This window comes from Candidatus Poriferisodalis sp. (genome assembly GCF_965215815.1).
In the GTDB taxonomy this organism is placed as follows: Bacteria; Actinomycetota; Acidimicrobiia; order Acidimicrobiales; family Poriferisodalaceae; genus Poriferisodalis.
Genome location: NZ_CBDCEO010000013.1, coordinates 187,821 through 210,675, shown reverse-complemented (window position 1 = coordinate 210,675; position 22,855 = coordinate 187,821). Strand labels below are relative to the sequence as shown.

Here is a 22,855-nt window from a genome sequence, read left to right as displayed (position 1 = left end):
ACTGTCGTTCTCAACCGGCTCGCCAGCTACCCGATCTACTGACCTACGAACCCCACAGGAACCACTCGCAATGACGCTTGCACAGATTCTGCTCTTCGCTGAAGGCGACGCCGAAGGACCTTCGGGCCTCACGCTCGAGTTGGCCACCAAGGCCCGAACGCTGGCCGATTCGGTGACCGCGTTCGCGCCGGTGCACGGCGAGGCCATGGCGGCCGAGCTGGGCGCGCACGGCGTGTCCACCGTGTACGCACTCCAAGGACTCGGCGACGGGCTGGTCGGCGTTCATGCCGCGGCTGCGCTCGCAGGCCACCTCGAAGCCACCGCTCCTGACGCCGTGTTCTTCGGCCAGACCGCCGACGGGCGCGACACCGCCGCCCGGCTCGCAGTGCTGGCAGATCGTCCGGTTTCCACCAACAACGTCGGCGTCGAAGTTGTCGACGGCGCAATTGTCACCGAGGAGCCGATCTTCGGCGGGACGCAGAACATTTTCACCGCCTACCGTGCGCCGGCGCCCGCATTGGCCATGTTCCGACCGAAGAGCTTTGAGCCCGAGCCGAGTGGCGGCGGAGCGGCAGGCGTCGAGAGCGTGGGAGCAGTCGATCCAGGCGCAGCAGGCCGGGCCGTCGTAACGGGCCGTCACGCCGAGGAGCGCTCGGGCCCGCAGCTCGACGACGCTGCCGTGGTGGTGTCGGGCGGTCGTGGGCTGGGACAGCCCGAGGCGTATTCGATGGTCGACGAGTTGGCAGGCCTGCTCGGAGCAGCGTCCGGCGCCTCGCGCGCCATCGTGGACGCCGGCTGGGTTCCCTACGCCAAGCAGGTTGGGCAGACCGGCAAGGTCGTGAAGCCGAACGTCTACATCGCCTGCGGCATCTCAGGCGCCACGCAGCACCTGGTCGGCATGAAGGGCTCCAAGAACATCGTTGCGATCAACAAGGACCCTGAGGCGCCGATCTTCGGCGTGGCCGACTTGGGCATCGTCGGCGACGTGCACAAGGTGATGCCGGCGTTGATCGAGGTGCTCAAGTCCCGCTGATCAAACCAGCGGCTGTCGCATTCCCGCTGGTTAGACCAGCGGCCAGGGCCACCGACGGCCGCCGTCGTCGTCGGGGAACTTGCCGAAGTTGGCGAGCCACTCGGCTCGCTCGGCCAGCGCGCTGAGCTCATCGGGACGCAGCCATTGCGACAGCGCGGGGGCCGGCTGAGCGGCCGATCCGATGGCCTCGGCGAGATCGTCGTCGAAAGGTTCGCCGCCGAAGTCCCAGATCACCGTGCGCAGCTTGAAGTCGCTCGCGAAGCACAGACCCTGATCGATGCCGTAGATCGGCCCCCAGCGCGACGCCAAACAGTGCCCCGACTTGCGGTCGGTGTTGTTGGCGAGAAGATCAAAGGCGCAGATCCGCCGAAGGTCGCCATGGTGCCGATCGTCGTTGACCAGCGTGAAGTAGTGCTCTTCGAAGTTGGCGTCGATGAACAGCTGGACTGAGCCCACGCCAAAAGGCCCGTCTCGCTCGACGGTGGGCGGAATGACGTGCCAGTCAAGCGCCTCCGACAGCTCAAACGCGGCAATCTCCCGCCGGTACAATCCCGACGGGAAATCCCACAGCGGACGCTCTCCCCGCTCGGGCTTGTAGATCGCTGCGGTCGGCATTGTGGGGTGGTCGATTCGCACCAGGAACGTGGCGTTGCTGCTGTAGGGCATCCGCCCCAGCACGGAGATGTCGCCCGTGCGCAGCACACCTAGGGCATCCGCCGCGGACGCGTCCCAGATGACCGGCACCTCGTGTTGTGTGCCGTCTTCGTTCTTCGGCAGCAGGTGATGCGGGGCCAGTTCGCTCACGCCGGCCAATCAGTCTCGGGGCGGGCGGTGCCCATTGCGCTGGCCGAAGTCGCGGCCTTCTTCGACCAGCAGCAGCGCTTGTTGCGCGAATCCGAGCGCCATCGCATAGTCGAGATGGAAGCGGGCGCGACCGCCAGTGCGCTCGTCGTCCTCAGTCAGCTCCTCGCCGCCCGAATCAGCTTCGTCGTCGGGATCGTCGCTGTCGCTGTCATCGAGCTCATCGGCAATGAGCACGATGACCTTGCCCTCGGTGTCCAAGCCCGTCGCGAGACGGCCGACCGTCCATGCAGCGGTCACCGGCTCGACCAACTTGGCGAAGGTTGCCGCAGGACCTTCGTAGCTTTCGCCTTCGAGCAGTTCGCTGAGCAGGTTTGCCAGCGCCCAGACCTGGCCCTTTTCCAGCTTCAGCGAGACGACGTGACCGGCCTCTGTGGCCTGCAGGAAGAAGATCCGCTGGCCAGTCGGCCCGACCGTTCCCGCCACGAAGGCGTCCGGATTGCGCAGGTCGAAGTCGTCAGTCATGCCGGTGAGAGTGCTGCAAGGTCTGAAGTGCTGTTGGTGGCCAGCACCACGGGGCCGTCAGTGGAGTACAGGATCGCAGTCACCGAGCATGGCGACACGACTATCCGCTGGAAGAGGTCGAGATGGGTTCCCATGGCGTCAGCCACCAGCGCCCGTATGGGGTCGGCGTGGCTGACCGCGACAACCGTCGCACCGCGATGGCGGGCTGCCAGCTCGGCTGCAGTCGTAGCGATGCGCGCCTGCATCTGACGGAACGTCTCGCCGTCGGGGAAGCGAAAGCCGCTGGGATAGCGCTGCACCTGCGACCACGCGGCCAACTTGCGCAACTGGCTGAGCTTGCGACCCGTCCAGCGGCCCATGTCGAGTTCGTTGAGGCCGTCGTGTATGCGCACGCTGCGGCTGAGGCCCTTAGCAATCGGAGCGGCGGTTTCCTGGGCCCGCTCCAGCGGGCTGGCATACACCGCTGCGACGCGGCGTCCCCCCGCAGCGATGCGTTCGGCGGCACGCTGTGCCTGCTGGACGCCGGCGTCAGACAGGTGTACTCCCGGCCGTCGGCCGTACAGCTCGACGCCGGTCGTCGGGGTGAGACCGTGGCGAACGAACAGCAGCAGCGTGGGTCGAGTTCGGGCTGGCACCGTGCCGAAGCTACTTGTCTGGGTCGCCGCGCAGCGGCGACGCACGGCACGCGCGCAGCGGCGACGACTGGCACACTCGCAACGATGAGCGCCGCATTACGTTCGCCTGGGGACGCGTCGCGCGGCGCGGCGCTGCGCCTGTTGAACGACGAGGTCGCGGCGTGCAGGCGCTGCGATCGGCTCGTGGCGTGGCGCGAGCAGACCGCAGCTCAAAAGCGAGCCGCATTCGCGGACGAGGACTACTGGGGGCGAGGCGTGCCCGGTTTTGGAGATCCGGCCGCGGCGGTCGTTTTCGTCGGGCTAGCGCCGGCTGCACACGGCGCGAACCGCACCGGTCGGATGTTCACTGGCGACCGCTCAGGCGACTTCCTGTACGCGGCCCTGCATCGCTGCGGCTTCGCGAACCAGCCGACATCTGAGCGCGCAGGTGACGGACTGGAACTGCGTGATGCGTACATCACCGCTGCGGTTCGCTGCGCACCGCCAGCCAACAAGCCCACTCCAGTCGAACGAGATGCCTGCCGGCCCTTCCTCGAACGCGAGCTGGCGCTGCTTGTCAACGCCCGGGTAGCGGTCGCCCTCGGCGCATTCGCCTACGGCGTGCTGTGCACGCTTGGTGGCGTGCGGCCTCGGCCCCGTTTCGGCCACGGCGTGACCGCCGAGGTGCCTGCCGGCCGAGGATCGAAAGGCTCGGAGTCGTTGGGCGGGATCGCCCACATCGTGTGCTCGTTCCACCCAAGTCAGCAGAACACGTTCACCGGCCGCCTCACCGCTGACATGGCCGATACGGTGCTTCGCGATGCGCGCCGGCTGGCGAATCTTCCGCCCGCCTGAGGCCTGGCGGCCTCAACTGCTGCGCGGTGCGCGTTGGGTCGCAGCCGTGCTGGCGCTGGCCGGCGTTGTTGCATGCTCAACGACCGTGATCGAAGTGGCGCCGGCGACCACCGGACAGGGAGCAACGGATTCCGGCGTACCCCTCGGCAATCCGGGCACGCTTGCTCCCCCGGCCGTTTCCGACGTTGGCGCTCCCGGCCTGCTGGCCATCGAGCCGCTCATCGCGTTCTTGGATGCGTGCGTCGCCGACGCCGGGCTCGTGGGACCGTGCCACTGCGCCGCCGACCGAATGGAAGGCAACCTCACCGCCATCGATCTCGAGGTCTTCGAGGATCGCATGTCGGGCGCCCTGGAATTCTCTCCCGAGCTTGCTTCAGCGCTCGTCGACTGCCGTGAGGCTGGACCGCCGGCGCAGTGGACCGATGCCCAGCAGCAGGCTTACCTCAACGAGTGTTCTGCTGGCTCGGACCGCTTGCGGAGCCTGTGTGCTTGCTCGCTGGCCCGAGCGCAGGACGTGGTGCCGGCCCACCGGCTGGGCCACTTCATGGCCAGCACCGAGGTCCAACCCGACATCGTCGACTTCATCAACCTCTGCCTGTGAGCCAGCGATGGCTGCGGCGTGTGCTACCTCTTTGTGGGCTCGGGCAGCAGTGCGGGCTTGTCCCAGGCGAATTTGGGCCAGCGGGCCCGCGACTTCTCGCTGAGCTTGTGCATGAGTGCGATAGCGCCCGGGTCTTCGTCGCCGGGACGCCCGATGAGCGAGCCGTCGGCGAGCATCTTCATGATGATCTCGCGGCCGATTTCGGTCCGGACGATGGTGAGGGTCCAGTCGCTGTACTTGCCGATGCCGCCGGTGGAGATGTCGGCGTGCTCGGCGGCGAAGTCGGGGCAGTGGTTGCATCCCTCGCGGGTCCAGGCGTGGCATTCCTTGAGGTTGATCTCGTAGTAGCCGCCGTCTTGGGTCCAGATCTGGAAGACGCCCTTGATGTTCGTCTTGCGGATGAGATGGCGGTCGAGCCCGTACTTCTGCTCGAACAGCTCCTCGAAGATGGCCTCGTCGAACGACTTCGAGCACAGCAGCCCGATATTCAGCACGAACCGGTTGCCGACCTTGCCCACCTTGCGGGACTTGGCGACGGGCACGATCGAGCTCTGGCAGCTCATGCCGACCAGAGCGAGCTTCTGAGCGCCGGCCTCGATCGCCTCGTTGTAGGCGAGCGTGTTGGCCGAATAGGTGTAGCGACTGCCAGCGCCGCGCAGCACGTCGTCGCGGTTGAAGGCCACGCCCGGCGAGGCCGTCCACTGGTTGCCCTCGCCCTCGCCGACATAGGACGTCAGGGCGGCGTCGATGTAGCCATGGTCGAGCGCCCAAATGAGGATCGCCGAAACCAGCCCGCCGTCCTGACCGATCTCGTGGACGAAGTCGTCAGAGGCCCTCGTCAGGATGATGTCCTTGAACACTCCTGAGGGCTCTTCGCCCGTGCGGTGCCGGCCGAACATGAAATCGTCGGCTTCGTCTTCCCAGGTGCGGAAGCGGGGACAGGCGCGGGTGCAGCTTGTGCAGCCCTTCTGGCCGTGGCCGCAGTCTTCGAGACCGAGTTCGGATTCGAGGTGGAATGGCATGAAGCCGCCCCCGACGTGCTCGTAGCCGATGACGTCGTGCGGGCAGGAGATCACGCAGCCGGCACAGCCCGTGCACAGCCCTGTGGTGATGACCTCGTCGTACAGCTCCTTCCACTGGAAGGTCCAGCGCGGCGGCGCGCCGCCAGATGCCGGGGGAGCCCCAGTCGTTGCCCCAGTCATTGCCCCAGTCATTGCCATGGCCCAAGACTATGGCAGGTGCCTCGCAGACGGTCCGGGACAACCTGGCTCGGAGACTCTGGGAACAATGACGCTCAAGCGCTGGATCGACGCCGCGGTGCTCTAGGGTGGCCCGCCGTGACCGAGGCCGAACTGCTGGACCTGCTGTCCGAGGGTCGGGTGGCGACACTCGCGACGATCCGTGCCGACGGGCGCGTCGATCTCGTGCCGTGCACGTACGCATTCGAGGACGACGTCGTGGTGACCGCTGTCGACCACAAGCCCAAGTCGACCATGGACCTCAAGCGGCTCGACAATGTTCGACGCTTTCCCGAGGTCACGATGCTGATCGAGCACTACGACGACACGAACTGGGAGCGCCTGTGGTGGGTGCGCCTGCGCGGCCGCGCTGTGGTGCACACCGAGGGTGCGCAGTACCGAAATGCGATCAAGCTGCTGTGCGAGCGCTATCCCCAGTACGCCGCGCAGCCGCCGGTCGGCGCCGCCATCGTCATCCAGCGCACCGAGTTGACCGGATGGTCAGCGTCGAGTTGAGCCGGCGCAGTGAACCGGCCGGCGGTCGGTTCAGGACACAGGAACCATGCGTCGCGAGACATGGGAACCTCGGCTGGACGCTCCAGACGAGACTGCCTCCGGTCACGATGTCTCACGGCCTCTATCGGCGACCTGCCGTCTGCACATAATAATCAGCATTACTACTTCTAGAATATCCTGCGCCATCGAAGGGGCGGAGGAACATGATGAAGGCACGCACTTCTCGGGGGGGGGCGGGGTCTTTGGTCGCCATCGTGGCGTTGGCGGCGTCCGTGCTGACAGTCCCGCAAGCGGTCTCCGCGCAGGCAGCCGATCCGGTGGTGACGATCGTGGCGGACCAGTCGAGCAAGGTGTTCGGGGCCTACACCGACGTCAGCTTCACGCTGACGCGCACCGGCTCAACGACTGATGAACTGGAGGTGGAGGTGGAGTTGGACCCAGGGGAGGGACAGTTCCTGAAGCCGACGTCGAATCTGTCCCGGCAGGTGACGTTTGCGGCGGGTTCGGACACGAAGGTGCTGACGATTGGCTGGGCGGATTTCAGCGTTAGCACAGGAGAGGAAATCGCCAGCGGAAAGCTGACGGCGACGGTGGTCGATGGCTCGGGCTATGACGTGGGAATGTCGAGTGAGGCGGAGGTGTCGATCGTGGTCGCGCTCACCGTGGGATTCGATAAGGACGAATACACGGTCCCGGAGACGGAAAGCAAGCTGACGGTCAAGCTGGTGGCGCGCACCGGCGAAGGGGCAGATAAACCGATAGTTCCAAGCGAATACTCGGTATCGACGGCTGCGGGCGGGGCGACAGCCGACGACGATTACGTCGGCCGCTCGGTTGTCGTCGAAATTCCGGCGTCGAGCTATGTGGCGGACGGGACCAGGTTCAGGGCGGAGGTGCCCGTCGACATCACGATCTTGAGCGACGACGTCGACGAGGGCAACGAGAAATTCGAAGTCGAACTGACAATAACTTCGGGGCTGGCCCCAGAGTACCGCAACCTTGTCAAAGAGGGCGGTCTGAAATGTGGGAATAATTTATGCCAAAGCCAAGTGACGATCACCGACTACAACGACAGAGCGGGAGTCACCGTCTCGGAGTCTTCGCTGGCCGTGCGCGAGGGGAACCCCACCGGGCGCAGCTACACGGTGGTCCTCAACTCCGAGCCCACGGCGGACGTCGAGGTGACGGTCGCGGCGCAGCCGAGCGCCGGTGTGACCCTGGTGACGACCACGCTGAACTTCACCCCCGTGAATTGGGATACGCCCCAGACGGTGAAAGTGACGGGACGCAGTGACGTAGACGCCGCCAACGACAGTGTCACGTTGACCCACAGCGTGTCGAGTACGGACCCCAAGTACGACGTCCTTAACCCCGCCGTCGTGTCGGTGACGGTGGTCGACGACGACAGAACCAACTCCTGTCCGGCCGGCTACCACTGGTGTACCGCGCTGACGATTGGGAGCCTTGATGACGGGAGCTCCACGCTCTACGGCTTCGCCCCCGAGATCGCCGACGGCGATCTCGCGGACACGATCATCGACGACGGCGAGGGGACGACTTGGACGGTCACGCAGATCATCAACACCGTTCAGCCGCCCGGTAGTCCGTTCAACCACTTGGTGACGATCGCTCTCGGCGAGTACTTGCCGGACGGCTCGGTGTTCTACCTCGACGAGGAGATGTTGATCGCCGACGAAGATTCGGAGAACCACTTATTGCCGCAGTATGTCTGGGAGGCTCCCGACGGCCTCGCCTGGAACCAGAAACATCGCGAGAGCGTGACGGTGGGCGTGAAGCTCGCCGACGACTCCGAAGCGAGGCTGGCCAGCATGGCGCTGGACTATCGCGGGCTGACGGACCCGATGGACATGAACTCGGAAGGCGACATCGCGATCACGCTGCACCCGGAAACTGCCATTAAGGACCCGCTGGGTTTCTTTGAGGACAGCTTCATTTACACGGCGTCGGTGGCGAACGATGTGGACCAGATCACCGCGCTGGTGACGACAATCGACATCGAAGCGACCTACGCGTTTTCCGTTGGGACCCCCGCGATGAGGAACAGCAAGGCCGTACGCAACATCGACTTGTCACCGGGCGAGAACGTCATCGAGGTGGAGGTGACGGCGAAGGACGGCTCCACCACGAAGACCTATCAGGTGACGTTGACTCGGGAGGAGCTTCCCACCCTGAGTTTCTCCGCGGATTCCTACACCGTGAATGAGCAGTCGGGCTCGGCCGTGCTGACCGTCAACAAGAGCGGAGACACATCGTCGCAGGTCACCGTGGACTACAGGACGGCAGATGCCAGCGCAGTCGTAGGCGCCGACTACAGCTCCAAAACGGGGACGTTGACCTTCGCACCGAGTGAGACCTCAAAGACCATCACCGTCCAGATCCTGAACGACAACATCTATGAACCATTAAGTGAGAACTTCAGCGTCGAGTTGCACAGCCCCAGCCTCGCGACGCTGACCACGCCGCACAGCGCCGACGTCACCATCCGCGACAACGAGCAGCAGCCCACGGCTTCCATGGACGCGCAGAGCGTCGGCGAAGACGACGGGACCATGACCCTGACCCTGCAGCTCAGCCATCCGAGCTCCGCCGACATCTCCTACAGCACACCCCAAGACGGCTCGGACGTTGGTGGCACGGCGACGAGCGGGGATGACTACTTGGATTTCTTTGGCGGTTCCGATGCCGTCATTACTGTGCCGGCGGAAGATCTCTCGGCGACCTTCGAAATCACCATCGTCGATGACGGCGTGACCGAAAGCGACGAAACCATCGAGATCGGCTGGCGCAAGAGCAGCGGGTCAGATGCAACACCCGCACGTATCGACTTCGTCGGCACCATTACGGGCGGTGGCACGGGCACGGGCACGGGCACCGGCACCGGCGGTGGCAGCAGCAGCAGTGGCGGCAGTGGCGGCGGTGGTGGCGGCGATTTCGATGTGGGTGTTGCGACCTTTGTGGTGGCCAATGGGTGGTCGCCGGCTGATGTGGGTGTGGCGTCGGTGTTGGCGGCGCGTACCCCGGGTGCGGTGGTGGTGTACACGGCGGGCGATGAGCTGTCTGAGGCGACGAGAGTGCTGTTGAGACAGGCCTTGCCTGCTGAGGTGATCATTGTCGGCGGCAACGCTGCGGTGTCTCGTGACGTGCGCACCCAGATCGATGCTGCGACGGCTGGTTCGTCGATTTCTCGGTTGGCTGGCGCGGATCGTGTTGAGACGGCGGCGGTCACCGCCCGGCGCATCCTGGGCACGCCCTCGGGGGCGGGGCGGGTCACTGTGGTCGTGGCCAATGGCTGGTCTTCGCCTGATATCGGCGTAGCGGCGGCGCTGGCTGCGCGCAGCGGTCGCGCAGCGGTGGTGTACACGCGCGCAGGCACGCTGCCCGAGGCATCGGCGGCGTTGCTGCGGGACTATGAGGTCGCGCGCGTGGTCCTGGTCGGCGGGGTTGTTGCGATCAGTTCGGAGGTGCAGGACGCGATTGCTGCTGTGGCGGGCGATGCCAGCATCTCGCGGTTGTCGGGCGTCGACCGCATCGACACCGCCGCGCAGGCAGCACGGCGTGTGCTGGGCAACCCTGCTGGGGCGCCCGAGGGTGTGACCTTGGTGATCGCGAATGGCTGGTCGCCGCCTGATGTCGGTGTGGCGGCGGCGTTGGCTGCTGCGACGGAGAACGCTGCGGTTGCCTACACCAATCAAGGAACGCTGCCTGAAGCGACTGCGGCGCTGATCGTTGAGTACCGGCCCGCTCAGGTCATCATCGTGGGCGGCACTGCTGCTGTGACCAATGATGTCCGAACAGCCATCACCGAGATCGCCCCCGAGACTGCCAGCATCCGGCGCATCACCGGCAGCACCCGCACCGACACAGCCGCCCGCGCCGCACGCCGCATCCTCCTATCCAACAGCTAACCCGCACCCCCCAACCGACCACCCCGCGGTACCAAGCGCCGACTGCTGTCGTTGCTGTGCGAGCGCTATCCCCAGTACGCCACCCAACCGCCGGTCGGCGCTGCCATCGTCATCCAGCGCACCGAGTTGACCGGCTGGTCAGCCGCCGACTGAGTTACGTCGACCATTCCCGACGCCTCCGGCAAGTTGACGACGACAAGGCTGCGCACGCGCCGGAAATGGGGGGTAGTTGGACCGGCTCCACGGCTACGGTCTGACGCCGTGTCAAGACCGAGCGCTTCGGCTGTCAATGCTGCGGGCAGGGTCTTGAGACGGGTGCGGTCGAGCGGCACTGACTTTCCGACCAGAGCCGAGTTGGACGAAGCGCTCGGCGTGATCGCACGTCTCAAGGTCGCGCACCGAGCATCAATGCTCGGCGCAGAAGTCAAGATTCGGCTCGGCGTCCAACAGGATGGCGACTGGCTCGTTGACAGGGCCAGCCGCATCAAGCGCGTGAGTTCGATAGCGCTGAAGCTGCATCGGCGACCGACGATGCGACTGACTCAGATGCAGGACGTCACGGGGCACCGCGTTGTCCTTGGAAATCAAGACGCAGTGAACAGAGTGCGTGATCGCCTGCTGGAGTCATGGGAGGCCGAGCAGGTCAAGATCGACGACTACGTGGCTCAGCCCCGCATCTCCGGCTACCGCGCCATTCATGTCTGTCCCATCGAGTTCGGATGCCGCGTCGAGATTCAGTTGCGCACTGTCTCCCAGCACCTTTGGGCAACTCTGGTTGAAGAGGCCTCCAATGTTTCGCGCGTAGACTTCAAAGGAGGAGAAGGCAGCCCCGAGGTCCTCGCTTCCGGGATGCGGCCGATGCAATTGCCCAGAGTGAACCCACGTTCGCGAACATGTCGCCCGAGGAAACCCGCGATGCATATCTCGCGGCCAAGTTCGCCGTTGAGGAGTTTTCTTCCGAGTTGAGGAAGCATCCATGGACGTAGCAAGAGACAACTACTACGTGATCTTGTATGACCACGATGGGCGCAAGCAGTTGAGTATTTCGGAATACCCGTCGTCGGAATTCGAGACGGCAATGAGGCAGTGCGCCGAGGCCGAGAGCAAGCACTGGGGAACGCGCATCGAAGCGGTCTTGCTGGGAGCAGCCTCCGAGGATGCCCTGCGATTGACCCACCCCAATTACTTTCGCGAGGGGTATCCACCCATTGACGATTATCTGCAACCTCTGCGGGACTACTACTTCGTCGCAGATTGAAGCCCCGCGGGGTTCGGATGTCTCGCGACATCACACCGCGCCCTCGGCAGGATTCGAACCTGCGCACATGGCTCCGGAGGCCAATGCTCTATCCCCTGAGCTACGAGGGCTGAAAGTCCGGATTCAGCTCGAATGTCCGGACTCAATGCCCGGCAAAGCTACCGACCGCCGTCGCGCCCCGCTCTTGCAAAGACGTCCAGCCGCCAGCGCCGCACGAGGCTGTGTCGTCGGCGTCGAGGGTCGCCAGACGCGCCGCCGGGCACGGCTGGGGCGTGAAGCGGCCGTGCAACGCGACCGTCGGGAGTCATCACGCTGCGGGCAGTCCCGAGCACCACGACAGCGACGGTGAACGCGACGCCCCCCAAGATCAGGAACATCACGATCATCTGTGCGGCGACGGCGTCGAGCGGGTCGGCGCCCGCCAGGATCATGCCGGTCATCGCGCCGGGCAACGCCACCAGGCCCACCACGCTGGTGCGCTCCACCTGAGGGACGAGTGCTGATCGGATCGCTTTGCGAACCTGCGGGCGGATTGCCGAGCTGCTGTCAAAACCCAAGGCGAGCATGGCGTCGATCTGGCCGCGTTCGTCGAACAGCAGTTCCTCTATGCGTGCGGCTGCAGCAATCGTTGTCGGCAGCGAATTGCCGAGCAGGATGCCGGCGATCGGCACCAGCGCTGTCGGCGTGAGGTCAAATACGCCCAGCCCGAATGTCACTGCGAGGCAGACACTCAGCGGCACGAGCACCGCCGCCACGATCAAGACGGTTGACGGCTGGAACGGTTTGAGCCGCTGCGTGCGCCGCCGCACCACGCCGGTCGCCAGCACCACCATGGCGGCCACCCACAGCCACGACCACACGAGGGCGGCTTCTGGCCGCAGCACCACGATGAGCACGCCGCCCACCGCTGAGAGCTGTGCCGCTGCTCGTGCTGCCGCCACGACCACACTTCGCGTGATGCCCAGGCGCAGCCATGCAGACAGCACTACGACAGCGGCCACCAGAGTCAAGCTGGCGGCAACGTTGACCCACGTCAGGTCGAGATCCATAGCGCGAGGTTGTCACGCCGCCGAAGAGCGCGGCATTCACGCCGCCGAATGTGCGGGGACACCCCGTGCGGCGAATTACGCCGCGCCGAGAGCCGGGTGCGATGCAGGCTCGTACATCATCGGTGCCGGCGAGGAGGCAACGACAAGCTGCGGCTGTTCGGCCGCAATTGAGCCCGGGAGCAGCGTCCAGCAGGGGTAGCTTCGCAACGGTGATGGAGCAGGCGCTCACCGGCGCGATCGCAGGTGCCCTTGCGGGTCTTGGCATCGACGCCGACACGTCGCGTCTTCGTTTGGAACGTCCATCCCGAGCCGATCACGGAGACTGGTCGTCGAACGCTGCCATGGTGTACGCAAAGGCGGCCAAGATGGCTCCGCGCGAGCTGGCGGAAAGCGTCGTGGCCCAACTCGAGCTCGCGGGCCTGCCGCACCTCGAACGCGCCGAGGTCGCCGGCCCAGGATTCGTCAACCTGCACCTGGCGCCGTCGTGGCTGCACGAGCTGCTGGTCTCGGTCCTGCGCGAGGGGACCGAGGGCTACGCCTGCCCCGACATCGGCCAGTCCCAGACCGTGAACCTGGAGTTCGTCTCTGCCAACCCAACCGGACCGCTGCATGCTGGCGGAGGGCGGTGGGGTGCGTACGGCGACAGCCTTGCCCGCCTGTTCCGTCGCTGCGGCTATGAGACCGTCACCGAGTACTACGTGAACGACCTCGGCGCCCAAGTGCAGCTGTTTGGGCAGTCGCTGGTGGCGCGCATGACCGGTGAGCCGGTGCCCGACGACGGCTATCACGGCGATTACGTCGTGGAGTGGGCCAGCGAACTCGCGGCCAAATTGCGTGCGGGTGCGGGGGCTGAAGCCGATGTATCGAATTTGTTGAGAATTGCGGCGCTCGAAGAGGGGCACGCGCCGATTCCCGTCGGTAGTTCCATCGAAGTTCGCTTCGCTGCGAGATGGGGTATCGAACGGGCGTTGCGCGACGTCGGCGAGTCGCTGGCGGCCATGAACGTCAGCTTCGACCGCTGGCAGAGCGAGGCTTCGCTGGTGGACTCCGGAGCCATGGACGACGCCATGGGGTGGCTTCGCGATGCCGGCAGGGTGTATGAGGAGGACGGGGCTGTCTGGCTGTGCACCAGCGAGTTCGGCGATGACAAGGACCGGGTGTTGTACCGCAGCGACGGCGAACCCACCTACTTCGTGCCTGACATCGCCTACCACGACGCCAAGTTCGGCCGCGGCAGTCAGGTCATCGACGTTCTGGGAGCCGATCACCACGGCTACGTACCCCGCATCGCAGCAGCCATGCAAATGCTGGGGCACCCGCCCGATTCCTACGAGGCGATCGTCGGCCAGAACGTGACGCTCATGCGCGACGGCCAGATCATCGAGCTGTCCAAGCGCACCGGCACGATGGTGGAAGTGCGCGAGCTCATCGACGCGGTGGGTCCCGACGTGGCGCGCTTCGCGTTCCTGCTGCAGTCGATCGACTCGCGTCAAACCATCGATATCGACCTACTGTCGGCGCAGGCCTCGGAGAATCCGGTCTTCTACGTGCAGTACGCGCATGCTCGCATCGCGTCGGTAGCTCGCCGAGCTGAATCGGATGGGGTCGCGCCCGTACCGCCTGCCGGCACTGATCTGTCGTCGCTCGACGGCGAGCGCGAGCTGGCGCTGTTGCGAGCGCTCGAGGTACTGCCCTCAGTGGTGGAGATCGCGCTGCGAGATCGGGCACCCCACAGGGTGACGACATGGGTGCGCGACCTGGCTGGCGCCTTCCACGGCTTCTACCACGACTGCCCGATCCTGCACTGCGACGTGCTGCCGGAGGTGCGCGACGCTCGGCTCTGCCTGACTGAGGGCACGCGCATCGGCTTAGCGATCGGGTTGGACCTCCTCGGCGTGGACGCGCCGTCGGCGATGTGAGCGGGAAGTGACGGTCCGGCCATGAGCCCTGATTCACCCAGCACCGCAGCCGGTGGCACCGAGGCGCCTGCCGACGATCCCAGCGACCCGATCCCGTTGCGGCTGCTGCCCGAGACCTCCGAGGTGTCCGAGTTGGGGCGCCTGCGAGTCGGCGGTTGCGACCTGGTCGACCTGGCCGCCGAGTTCGGCACGCCGTTGTTCGTCTATGACGAAGCGCACCTGCGTGCGCGCTGCCGCGAGGCCGTTGCGGCTTTCGATGGGGGAGCGGCGTATGCAGCTAAAGCGTTCTTGTGCGCGGCCATGGCCCGGCTGGCGATCTCCGAGGGCATGGATGTCGATGTGGCCAGCGGTGGCGAGCTGGCGACCGTGCTGCGGGCGTTCGATGGCGCCGCCGCCGAGAGCGTGGCGCAGCGGATCGTGCTGCACGGCAACAACAAGTCAGTCGCAGAGATGGCGATGGCTCGCGCAGCAGGTGTGGGCCGCATCGTCGTCGATTCGGCCGACGAGCTGGACCGTCTCGACGAGCTGCACCGTGCCGACGGGGTAGTGCCGCGGGTCTTGTTGCGGGTCACGCCCGGCGTGAGGGCAGAGACACACGAGTACATCTCGACCGGGCAGGCCGACTCCAAATTCGGCTTCGGCATCGCCCAGGGCTTTGCGAATGCCGCAGTCGAGCGGGCCGCTTCTTCGGCTTCGGTCGAGCTCGTGGGCATCCACTGCCATATCGGCAGTCAGGTGTTCCGGGTGGAGAGCCTGGCCAAGGCGCTGGAGGTGGTTGCCGAGTTCGCGGCCCCGCTGTTCGGTGGCTCGGGGCTGGCTGCCGGCTGTCTGGATGAGCTGTCGATCGGCGGTGGGCTCGGCGTCGCCTACGTGGAATCGGAGCGGGCACCGACGATCAGCGAGTGGGGTGCGGTCCTGTCGCAGAGATGGGATGCGCTGAGCACCCAACACGGCCTCGGGGGGCGACTTGCGGCTGAGCCGGGGCGTGCCATTGCTGCAGCGGCAGCGGTGACGCTCTACACGGTGGGAGCCATTAAGGAAGTGCCGGGCGTACGTACCTATGCGGCCGTCGACGGCGGCTATGGCGACAACCCGCGCCCGATGCTCTACGGCAGTGACTACACGGCGTTCATGCCGGCCCGTGCCGCCGAGCCCCGTCCCGACCGGGTGAGGCTGGTGGGCAAGCACTGCGAATCGGGCGACGTGATCGTGCGTTCAGCCCCGATGCCCGCTGGACTCCGTTCGGGCGATCTGGTGTCCACGCCGGTGACAGGGGCATACGGGTACTCGATGGGCGCCCCCTACAACCGCATCGGCCGCCCGGCCGTGGTGTTTGTGGCCGACGGCGATGCCCGGCTGGTGATCCGCCGCGAAACCGTCGACGACATGGTGGCGCTCGACGTTCTGTAGAGAGTCGGCGCCCCCTGCGCGCTGGCACCGTTCCGACTCGAAGCTGAAAATACTGCTGGGGTGCGGGTGCGCTGCCGGTACCGTTTCCGCCGTGCCCGAAGCCGCTTCCGAGCCCATGCACCCTCCCGCCGATGATGCGGGCGCGCCCCGCTCGGTGCGCGTCGGCATTCTGGGTTGCGGCAACGTCGGGGCGGCGCTGGCGTCACTGCTGCAGCGCGACGCCGCGTATCTCGTGGGTCGTACCTCGCTGGAATTCGAGGTCACCCGGGTTGCGGTTCGCAATCTCAGCGCCGAGCGAACGGTGGAGCTGCCTGACGGAGTACTGACTCGTGACAGCGAATCGCTGGTGGTCGCCGATGACGTGGACGTGGTTGTGGAGGCGATGGGCGGCATCGAGCCTGCCCGGCACCTGGTTGCCGCCGCCCTCAATGCAGGCAAGCCCGTCGTGTCCGCCAACAAGGAGCTCATCGCCAATGTCGGTGAGGAGCTGTTCGCCGCGGCCGCGGCCAACCGCGTGGACTTGGCGTTCGAGGCTGCCGTAGCGGGCGGGATCCCGCTCATCGGCGTACTGCGCAACTCGCTCGTCGGCGAGCGCATCACCCGGGTGATGGGAATCGTGAACGGTACGACCAACTACATCCTCACCCGGATGACCGAGGACGGGGCCGACTACGCCGACGTGCTGGGTGAGGCGCAGCGTCTGGGCTACGCCGAGGCCGACCCGACGGCCGACGTCGAGGGATTCGATGCTGGAGCCAAGGCGGCGATCCTGGCGATGACCGCATTCAGTGCCAAGGTCGTGGCCGGCGACGTCTACGCCGAGGGCATCAGCGGGATCGGCAAGGACGACATCGCTGCGGCTGCCCGGATGGGCCATGTCATCAAGCTGCTGGCAGTGGCTGAGCGTCAGAACGGCGAGATCGCAGTGCGAGTGCATCCGGCGATGGTGCCCATCGACCATCCACTGGCCTCGGTGCGCGACGCCTTCAACGCAGTCTTCCTCGAGGGAGAAGCCGTCGAAGAGCTCATGCTTTACGGGCGTGGTGCGGGCGGCTTTCCGACCGCCAGCGCCATGTTGGGCGACCTCATCACGGTGTCGCAGAACCTGCGCCGGGGCGTCTGCGATGGCTTCGGCCCGCTGGCGGCGGCGCGACTGCGGCCCATCGACGAGACCTACACCGCGTACCACCTGCAGTTCGACGTCATCGACGAGCCCGGCGTGCTTGCCGCGGTGGCTGGCGTCTTCGGCCAGCACGGGGTGTCAATCCGCTCGGTCGAGCAGACAACCCGGGGCGGTGCGGCCGACGGCATAGCGCATTTGGAGTTCATCACCCACCGCGCTCGCGAAGCCGACGTGGCGTCAACGCTGCGCGACGTGCGCAACCTCGACGCCGTACGGAGCATCGGCAACGCGATCCGCGTGATCGGCGAGTAGCCGGCGGGATTGACTGGCCTGAGCATGCGTTACCTCAGCACCCGGGGCGATGCCCCGATCCTGGAATTCGGCGATGTGCTGCTCGAGGGCCTGGCCTCCGACGGCGGGCTGTATGTGCCTGTTGAACTGCCGGCGATCAGTGCGAACGACCTGGCTGATTTTGCTGAACTCGAGTACCACGAGGTGGCAGCACGGGTGCTGGCCCCATTTGTGGCGCCCTCATTGGACGTCGACGATCTGACCGCACTCACCCTCGACGCGTACTCCACGTTCACCCATCCCGAAGTGGTGCCGACCAGCCAGTTGGCCACAGGTGAACACCTCGTGGAGCTGTTCCGGGGGCCGACGCTGTCGTTCAAGGACGTGGCGCTGGCGCTGCTGGGTCGTCTGTTCGAACACGAGCTCACCCGGCGCGCCACGACCATGACGGTCGTGGGCGCCACCTCAGGAGACACCGGCTCGGCGGCCATCGAGGCGTGCCGTGACCGCGAGGGCATCGAATTGGTGATGCTGCATCCGGCTGGCCGGGTCACCGAGATCCAGCGACGCCAGATGACCACCGTGGACAGCCCGAACATTCACAACGTGGCCATCAACGGCACCTTCGACGATTGCCAGGACCTGGTGAAGGCGCTGTTTGGCGACCGACCGTTGCGCGAGCGGATGCGGCTCGGAGCGGTGAACAGCATCAACTGGGCACGCGTGGCTGCGCAGACCGTCTACTACGTGACCACTGCGGTGAAGCTGGGCGCACCCGAGCAGGCCGTGTCGTTCTGCGTGCCGACCGGCAACTTCGGCAACGTGCTTGCGGGCGATGTGGCCCGCCGCATGGGCGTCCCGATCGACCGGCTCGTGGTTGCCACCAACCACAACGACATCCTGGCTCGCACCCACCGCACCGGCGACATGTCCATCAGCGAGGTGCGGCCCTCGACCAGCCCGGCCATGGATATCGGTGTGTCCAGCAACTTCGAGCGGCTGCTGTTCGAGCTGGGTGGCCGCCGCGGCGCTGCGCTCGCAGCCGACATGGCTCACTTCCGTGCAGAGGATTCCTTGGCATTGGCGCCTGATGTACTTGCTGGCCTGCGTGCGGGCTTCGATGCCGGCTCTGCGAGCGAGGACGAGGTGGCCGCCACGATCGCGGCGGTGGATGAAGCCGACGGCCGGCTCATCGACCCGCACACGGCGGTTGCACTCACGGTGGCGCGCCGTGACGCTCCGCCCGGCGGATGGACCACTCCCATCGCCGTCATGTCCACCGCACACCCTGCCAAATTCGGCGAGGCGGTAGTCGAAGCCACCGGCCGACAACCCGAGTTGCCACCGTCGCTGGCCGCCCTTGCCGACCGCGACGAGTACCTCACCGCTCTCCCGAACGACCTCGCCACCCTCCGCGACTTCGTCACTTCCGCTGCCGGGCAGTAGTGGCTTGGGGCGGCTGGCGGTAGCGTCAGCGTTGATCGACGGTTCCCCCAGTGCAGGGCTCGCTCGGGCGTCACGGGACCAGATCGCTGTGTCGGGCGCCAAGGCCCGGCACAGGAAACGCAAACTCACTTCGCGGCCCGAACGGCGTCGCGAGAGCAAGCCAGAGCTTCTGAGGTAGCCATGTCGGACATGCCGGATCGTGCCTTGCTGGAGGCGAAGGAGCGAGACGAATTGCTCCAGATCGCCGCGGCGCTCGGCATCGAGGTAGCACCCCGTGCCCGCAAGGGCACGATCATCAGCGCCATCCTTGCGCCCGAGGGCGCCAACGGCGACACAGGAGGCGTGGCCGAAGATCCGGCCGAAGCGGTTGCGGAGACTCCGAAGGTCACGACGCGCACCCGTACACCAGCACCGCCGCCTCAACCCGTCGCTTCGAGCGGCTCTGACGCCGAAGCCGAAGCCGAAGCCGATTCGCCGCCGGTCGTCGATGATCGGGACGCGCCGCCAGCGGACGCCGGCGATACGCAACCCGACGATGAGGGATCCGGGCCCGATGCCCCAGTGGCCGAGGAAGGCAACCGCCGCAGCCGCCGCCGCGGTCGAGGCCGAGACGACGGACCGATTGTCGGCGAGACCGTGCATTGCGATGGCCTGCTCGACCTGCGAGACGAGGGCTACGGCTTCCTGCGCACTGCTGGCCCGCTGCCTTCGGCCGACGATGTCTATATCGCGGCCCGGCAGGTGCGTCAGTACGACCTGCGCCGCGGCGACCGGATCACCGGCGTCAGCCGTCCAGCGGCCCGCAGCGAGCGCAACCCTGCACTGCTGCGCCTTGACACGCTCAATGGCGAGCTGCCGCCCGAACGACCTGACCGACCGCTGTTTGATGAACTCACACCGGTGCTGCCCACAGACGCATTGCCGCTCGCGGGCCCCCAGCGTGCAGGAACTCTCGCGACCGTCGACGACCTCGCCCTGATCGGAATGGGTTCACGCGGCCTGCTCACGGCCAGTGGGACGCGCTCTGCATCACCACTGCTGGCGGCAATGGCCACTGCCATTGGCGACCAACATCCAGACATCCACCTGATCGTGCTGCTCATCGAGGAGCGGCCCGAGGATGTCACCGAGTTGACCCGCCGGCTGGAGACCTCGGGCGAGGTCCTGGCGTCTACGTTCGACCGGCCGCCCGAAGAGCACCTTGCCGTGGCCGAGCTCACGCTGGAGCGCACGAAGCGTATGGCGGAGTCTGGAGACGACGTCGTGATCCTCTTCGACGGATTGACGCGGCTTGCTCGTGCCTACGCGGCAAGTGGGAACGGGCGACATCAGCCCGCCGACACCGTGGGCGCAGCCATCTCGTCGACGCTGCGGTTCTTCGGAGGCGCCCGGAATCTGGAAGACGCCGGCTCCATCACCATGGTGGCAACGGCACGGACGTCAACGGGCAACCCAGTCGACGACCTGGTGGCGGCGCGGCTGCGCGAAGCGGCGAACCTGGAGATAGCGCTCGTTGGGGGCTTGCCGGGAATCGCTGATCTGAAGGCCGGCGAGGTCTCGGTGGACCGCGACCACAGCTTCAGCCTCGGTGAGCACCGTTGATCTGCACTCGATGCGATTGCACCCCAGGCGCCTTAGGCTGACTGCCCCGGAACCTTCGAATCAGGGAACACGATGAAGAGCGATATCCATCCGAACTACAGGCCCGTGGTGTTCCGCGACGCCAGCGCCGATTTCGCGTTCCTCACCCAGTCCACTGTCGAGACCAACGCCACGATCGAGTGGGCCGACGGCAACACCTATCCGCTGGCCAACGTTGAGCTGTCCAGTGCCAGCCATCCCTTCTTCACCGGGCAGATGAAGATCGTCGACACGGCGGGCCGCGTGGAGCGCTTCGAGCGCCGCTACGGCCAGCGGAAGCGGCGGAGCTGAACGGGCCACCGGTTCGGCGCGGCCGGCGGGTGCTACGAGCATCACCAATGGGCCGGCACCGCAGTCTCGAAACCCCCCACGTCTGACGGCAGCCACCATGGCGCTCGACGCTGATCGCATCCGGGCCCTGCACGCGGCGAAGCTGCGAGCCCTGGCCCGCTCCGTGCTCGGCGTGGATCTGGCTGAAGTCTCGGGCACCGATGACGGAGCCCTGGCCGTTGTTGCGGACGCCGAGCCGACGGTGCTGTGCCTTGCCCAGGAGCGACCCCAGCGGGCGCTGGGCGGCGCGTTGGCAATGGCGGTGCGCACTGGCTGCGACAGTGTGCATGTCTTTGCCGAGAACCACAGCGACGTGCTCGCTCGGCGGGCAGCGTGCTTTGGCACGGCACCCACTGTGTGGCAGATCGACGGGCCCAGTGCCGCTCTCGCAGGGGCGGCACCGCGACCGACCGAGCCAGCTCCTCCCCGAGTTCCCGAGCTGGTGGCCCTGCTGGGCGTTGCCGGTGTCGAGATTGCAGTCGAGCACGGCGTCATCACCGGCGAGGTAGAGGGTCTCGAAGTAGCTCGCATCGTCGCTGTGGCCACCAGCAGCGGTGAGGACACCGACGGCGGTGATCCCGACGAACCTTCCGTGGTGTGGCAGATCGAGGTCGGAGTGGGCGCTCACGATCGGGAGGCCTTCTCGTTGCTGCACGCCGGTGAGCCAACGCCCGAGGCCATCCGCCGCGTCGCCGAGGTGGTGCGGATACATCGCTCGCCGGGGGCGTCGCCGCATCCGCTCAACCGCATGGGCGCGGCTCGCTGGCTCCGATCACTGCTGCTGCGCCAGCCGGAACTCGTAGGTGCGAGCCGCTTGCGCGCTGCGTCTCCGCCCCTGCCGCGGAGTGGACCCAAAGAATCGGCGCCTGCGGTCGCGTACGGCGTGCGGTCCGATGGTCGTCGCTTGGTCGTCGTCACTTGCGTCGGCATCGACCTTGACGTCGTGCCATTCGCCGCCGACGCTCGTCTGTTGCTCGATCCGGAAGCCGAGCTGGTCGTGGCGCTGGCTCGCCGCGATGCGCACGACATCGTCGCAGCCATGGCGACCAGGCTCATACGACCAGCCGAGATCGTCGAGATCGACGACGGGTGGCGCACCACCACCGCCATAGGTCACTGATCCGCCCACTACCCCCGCAGTTAGCCTGAACGCGTGTTGGGCGCCCTCGAAGCCTTCGAATCTGAACGGCTTGTCGCGCTCGAGGCCGAGCGGTCCGAACTCGAGCGAAAGCTCGGCGAAGGCGTGGCCTCGGGCGACCGGGCGCAGTTCGCCGAACTCGGCCGGCGACTCGCTCGGATCGGCGAGATCATCGACGTCGCCCACGAGGCTCGAGATGCACAGGCCGACGCCGAAGCCGCCCAGGACCTCCTCGACGCCAGCGTCGGCGACGATGCGGCCGAGGCCTCAGAGATGCTGGAGGCCGCGACCGAGCGAGCAGCAAATCTCGACGAGCGGCTGAAGGATCTGCTGCTGCCCCAGGATCCGAACGACGAGCGCGATGTCATCGTGGAGATCCAGGGGGCCGAGGGCGGCGAGGAAGCCAACCTCTGGGCACGAGACCTGTTCGAGATGTACCGGGCGTATGTGGCCGTGCAGCCGAGATGGTCGTTCGAGCTGCTCGGCAGTCAGGACAGCGACATGGGCGGGTTCACCAACGTGACGTTCGCGGTGCGCGGTCCCGGCGTGTGGCGGACGCTGAAGCACGAGGGCGGACCGCACCGAGTGCAGCGAGTACCCGTGACGGAGTCCCAAGGCCGCGTCCACACATCGTCAGCGACAGTGAGCGTGCTGCCCGAAGCCGAGGAAGTGGACGTCGAGATCGATCCGAACGATCTCATCGTCGACACGTTCCGCTCATCGGGACCGGGAGGCCAGTCGGTCAACACCACCGATTCGGCGGTGCGGGTCACCCACAAGCCCACCGGGGTGGTGGTGTCGATGCAGGACGAGAAGAGCCAGCTTCAGAACCGAGCCAAGGCCATGCGGGTGCTGCGCTCGCGGCTCTTGCAGCTCCAGCAAGAGGCCCACGCAGCAGAGGTGGCGGCCCACAAGCGGGACCAGGTCCGCGGCGGAGGCCGCTCCGAGAAGATCCGGACGTACAACTTCAAGGAGAGCCGGGTCACCGATCACCGGGTGGGTCTCACGATCTACAAGCTGGACCGGGTGCTGGCCGGCGAGCTGGACGAGATCGTCGAGGCACTAGCTAGTGCTGAGCGCGAGCAGCTCTTGGCAGCTGCGGTCGCCGACGGCGGTGCTTGAACCGTCGCCGGGGAAGGAA

At 66.4% G+C, this 22,855-nt stretch carries 21 protein-coding genes and 1 tRNA gene; 15 read left to right on the top strand and 7 right to left on the bottom strand.

The features are described 5' to 3' along the window. Positions 1 to 70: 70 nt before the first annotated feature. The gene (locus tag ACOOHB_RS10970; RefSeq protein WP_420444880.1) at positions 71 to 1,033 is read left to right on the top strand and encodes an electron transfer flavoprotein subunit alpha/FixB family protein; all 963 of its coding nucleotides are present in this window, start codon (positions 71 to 73) and stop codon (positions 1,031 to 1,033) included. Between the two features lie 30 nt (positions 1,034 to 1,063). Here ACOOHB_RS10970 and ACOOHB_RS10965 read toward each other — a convergent pair whose 3' ends face one another. From ACOOHB_RS10965 to ACOOHB_RS10955, 3 genes are read right to left on the bottom strand one after another with little or no spacing between them, the layout of a single operon-like run. Then, positions 1,064 to 1,837 (bottom strand): SCO1664 family protein, encoded by a 774-nt coding sequence (locus ACOOHB_RS10965; protein ID WP_420444879.1) that lies wholly within the window; start codon positions 1,835 to 1,837, stop codon positions 1,064 to 1,066. A 9-nt stretch (positions 1,838 to 1,846) separates the two neighbouring features. Beyond that, positions 1,847 to 2,359 carry a DUF3090 family protein gene (locus ACOOHB_RS10960; RefSeq protein ID WP_420444878.1) on the bottom strand — a complete coding sequence of 171 codons (513 nt, stop codon included), beginning with the start codon at positions 2,357 to 2,359 and terminating at the stop codon, positions 1,847 to 1,849. Continuing rightward, positions 2,356 to 2,994, bottom strand: a complete 639-nt coding sequence (locus ACOOHB_RS10955) for an MSMEG_4193 family putative phosphomutase (protein WP_420444877.1) — start codon at positions 2,992 to 2,994, stop codon at positions 2,356 to 2,358. Before ACOOHB_RS10955 ends, ACOOHB_RS10960 begins: the two co-directional genes overlap by 4 nt. Positions 2,995 to 3,078: 84 nt before the next feature. Here ACOOHB_RS10955 and ACOOHB_RS10950 point away from each other — a divergent pair, with 84 nt between their 5' ends. Next, entirely contained in the window at positions 3,079 to 3,828 is a 750-nt protein-coding gene (locus ACOOHB_RS10950; protein WP_420444876.1) for a uracil-DNA glycosylase, read from the top strand. Next, positions 3,794 to 4,429, top strand: coding sequence for a hypothetical protein (locus ACOOHB_RS10945; RefSeq protein ID WP_420444875.1), 636 nt, complete (start codon positions 3,794 to 3,796; stop codon positions 4,427 to 4,429). The genes ACOOHB_RS10950 and ACOOHB_RS10945 overlap by 35 nt, the downstream gene beginning before the upstream one ends. A gap of 23 nt (positions 4,430 to 4,452) precedes the next feature. Here ACOOHB_RS10945 and ACOOHB_RS10940 read toward each other — a convergent pair whose 3' ends face one another. Further along, entirely contained in the window at positions 4,453 to 5,649 is a 1,197-nt protein-coding gene (locus ACOOHB_RS10940) for a Coenzyme F420 hydrogenase/dehydrogenase, beta subunit C-terminal domain (RefSeq protein ID WP_420444874.1), read from the bottom strand. A 117-nt stretch (positions 5,650 to 5,766) separates the two neighbouring features. Between ACOOHB_RS10940 and ACOOHB_RS10935 the strand changes: the two genes are divergently transcribed. Next, a complete protein-coding gene (locus ACOOHB_RS10935) occupies positions 5,767 to 6,183 on the top strand; it encodes a TIGR03668 family PPOX class F420-dependent oxidoreductase (RefSeq protein WP_420444873.1) in 417 nt (138 codons plus the stop codon). Between the two features lie 206 nt (positions 6,184 to 6,389). Continuing rightward, positions 6,390 to 10,109, top strand: coding sequence for a Calx-beta domain-containing protein (locus ACOOHB_RS10930; protein WP_420444872.1), 3,720 nt, complete (start codon positions 6,390 to 6,392; stop codon positions 10,107 to 10,109). Positions 10,110 to 10,174: 65 nt separating this feature from the next. Here ACOOHB_RS10930 and ACOOHB_RS10925 read toward each other — a convergent pair whose 3' ends face one another. Then, on the bottom strand, positions 10,175 to 10,318 hold the full coding sequence (locus ACOOHB_RS10925; protein ID WP_420444871.1) for a hypothetical protein: 144 nt from the start codon (positions 10,316 to 10,318) through the stop codon (positions 10,175 to 10,177). A gap of 145 nt (positions 10,319 to 10,463) precedes the next feature. Between ACOOHB_RS10925 and ACOOHB_RS10920 the strand changes: the two genes are divergently transcribed. Beyond that, positions 10,464 to 11,075, top strand: coding sequence for a hypothetical protein (locus ACOOHB_RS10920; protein WP_420444870.1), 612 nt, complete (start codon positions 10,464 to 10,466; stop codon positions 11,073 to 11,075). A gap of 10 nt (positions 11,076 to 11,085) precedes the next feature. After that, positions 11,086 to 11,367: a hypothetical protein gene (locus ACOOHB_RS10915; RefSeq protein WP_420444869.1), complete on the top strand. Its 282-nt coding sequence runs from the start codon at positions 11,086 to 11,088 to the stop codon at positions 11,365 to 11,367. Between the two features lie 38 nt (positions 11,368 to 11,405). On the opposite strand, the gene ACOOHB_RS10910 is transcribed toward ACOOHB_RS10915, so the two are convergent. Further along, a tRNA-Arg gene (locus ACOOHB_RS10910) sits at positions 11,406 to 11,477 on the bottom strand. A 48-nt stretch (positions 11,478 to 11,525) separates the two neighbouring features. Then, the gene (locus tag ACOOHB_RS10905; protein WP_420444868.1) at positions 11,526 to 12,416 is read right to left on the bottom strand and encodes an ABC transporter permease; all 891 of its coding nucleotides are present in this window, start codon (positions 12,414 to 12,416) and stop codon (positions 11,526 to 11,528) included. A 212-nt stretch (positions 12,417 to 12,628) separates the two neighbouring features. Here ACOOHB_RS10905 and argS point away from each other — a divergent pair, with 212 nt between their 5' ends. From argS to prfA, 8 genes are all read left to right on the top strand, one after another. Then, entirely contained in the window at positions 12,629 to 14,335 is a 1,707-nt protein-coding gene (gene argS, locus ACOOHB_RS10900) for an arginine--tRNA ligase (protein ID WP_420446898.1), read from the top strand. 21 nt (positions 14,336 to 14,356) lie between these two features. Further along, the gene (gene lysA, locus ACOOHB_RS10895) at positions 14,357 to 15,745 is read left to right on the top strand and encodes a diaminopimelate decarboxylase (RefSeq protein WP_420444867.1); all 1,389 of its coding nucleotides are present in this window, start codon (positions 14,357 to 14,359) and stop codon (positions 15,743 to 15,745) included. 91 nt (positions 15,746 to 15,836) lie between these two features. Beyond that, a complete protein-coding gene (locus tag ACOOHB_RS10890; protein WP_420444866.1) occupies positions 15,837 to 17,180 on the top strand; it encodes a homoserine dehydrogenase in 1,344 nt (447 codons plus the stop codon). A gap of 24 nt (positions 17,181 to 17,204) precedes the next feature. Continuing rightward, positions 17,205 to 18,605 carry a threonine synthase gene (gene thrC, locus ACOOHB_RS10885; protein ID WP_420444865.1) on the top strand — a complete coding sequence of 467 codons (1,401 nt, stop codon included), beginning with the start codon at positions 17,205 to 17,207 and terminating at the stop codon, positions 18,603 to 18,605. 189 nt (positions 18,606 to 18,794) lie between these two features. Continuing rightward, positions 18,795 to 20,207, top strand: a complete 1,413-nt coding sequence (locus tag ACOOHB_RS10880) for a hypothetical protein (RefSeq protein ID WP_420444864.1) — start codon at positions 18,795 to 18,797, stop codon at positions 20,205 to 20,207. 72 nt (positions 20,208 to 20,279) lie between these two features. Further along, positions 20,280 to 20,537 carry a type B 50S ribosomal protein L31 gene (locus tag ACOOHB_RS10875; protein WP_420444863.1) on the top strand — a complete coding sequence of 86 codons (258 nt, stop codon included), beginning with the start codon at positions 20,280 to 20,282 and terminating at the stop codon, positions 20,535 to 20,537. A gap of 97 nt (positions 20,538 to 20,634) precedes the next feature. Continuing rightward, positions 20,635 to 21,696, top strand: coding sequence for a hypothetical protein (locus tag ACOOHB_RS10870; RefSeq protein WP_420444862.1), 1,062 nt, complete (start codon positions 20,635 to 20,637; stop codon positions 21,694 to 21,696). Between the two features lie 33 nt (positions 21,697 to 21,729). After that, on the top strand, positions 21,730 to 22,836 hold the full coding sequence (gene prfA, locus ACOOHB_RS10865) for a peptide chain release factor 1 (protein ID WP_420444861.1): 1,107 nt from the start codon (positions 21,730 to 21,732) through the stop codon (positions 22,834 to 22,836). The last annotated feature ends 19 nt before the right edge of the window (positions 22,837 to 22,855 follow it).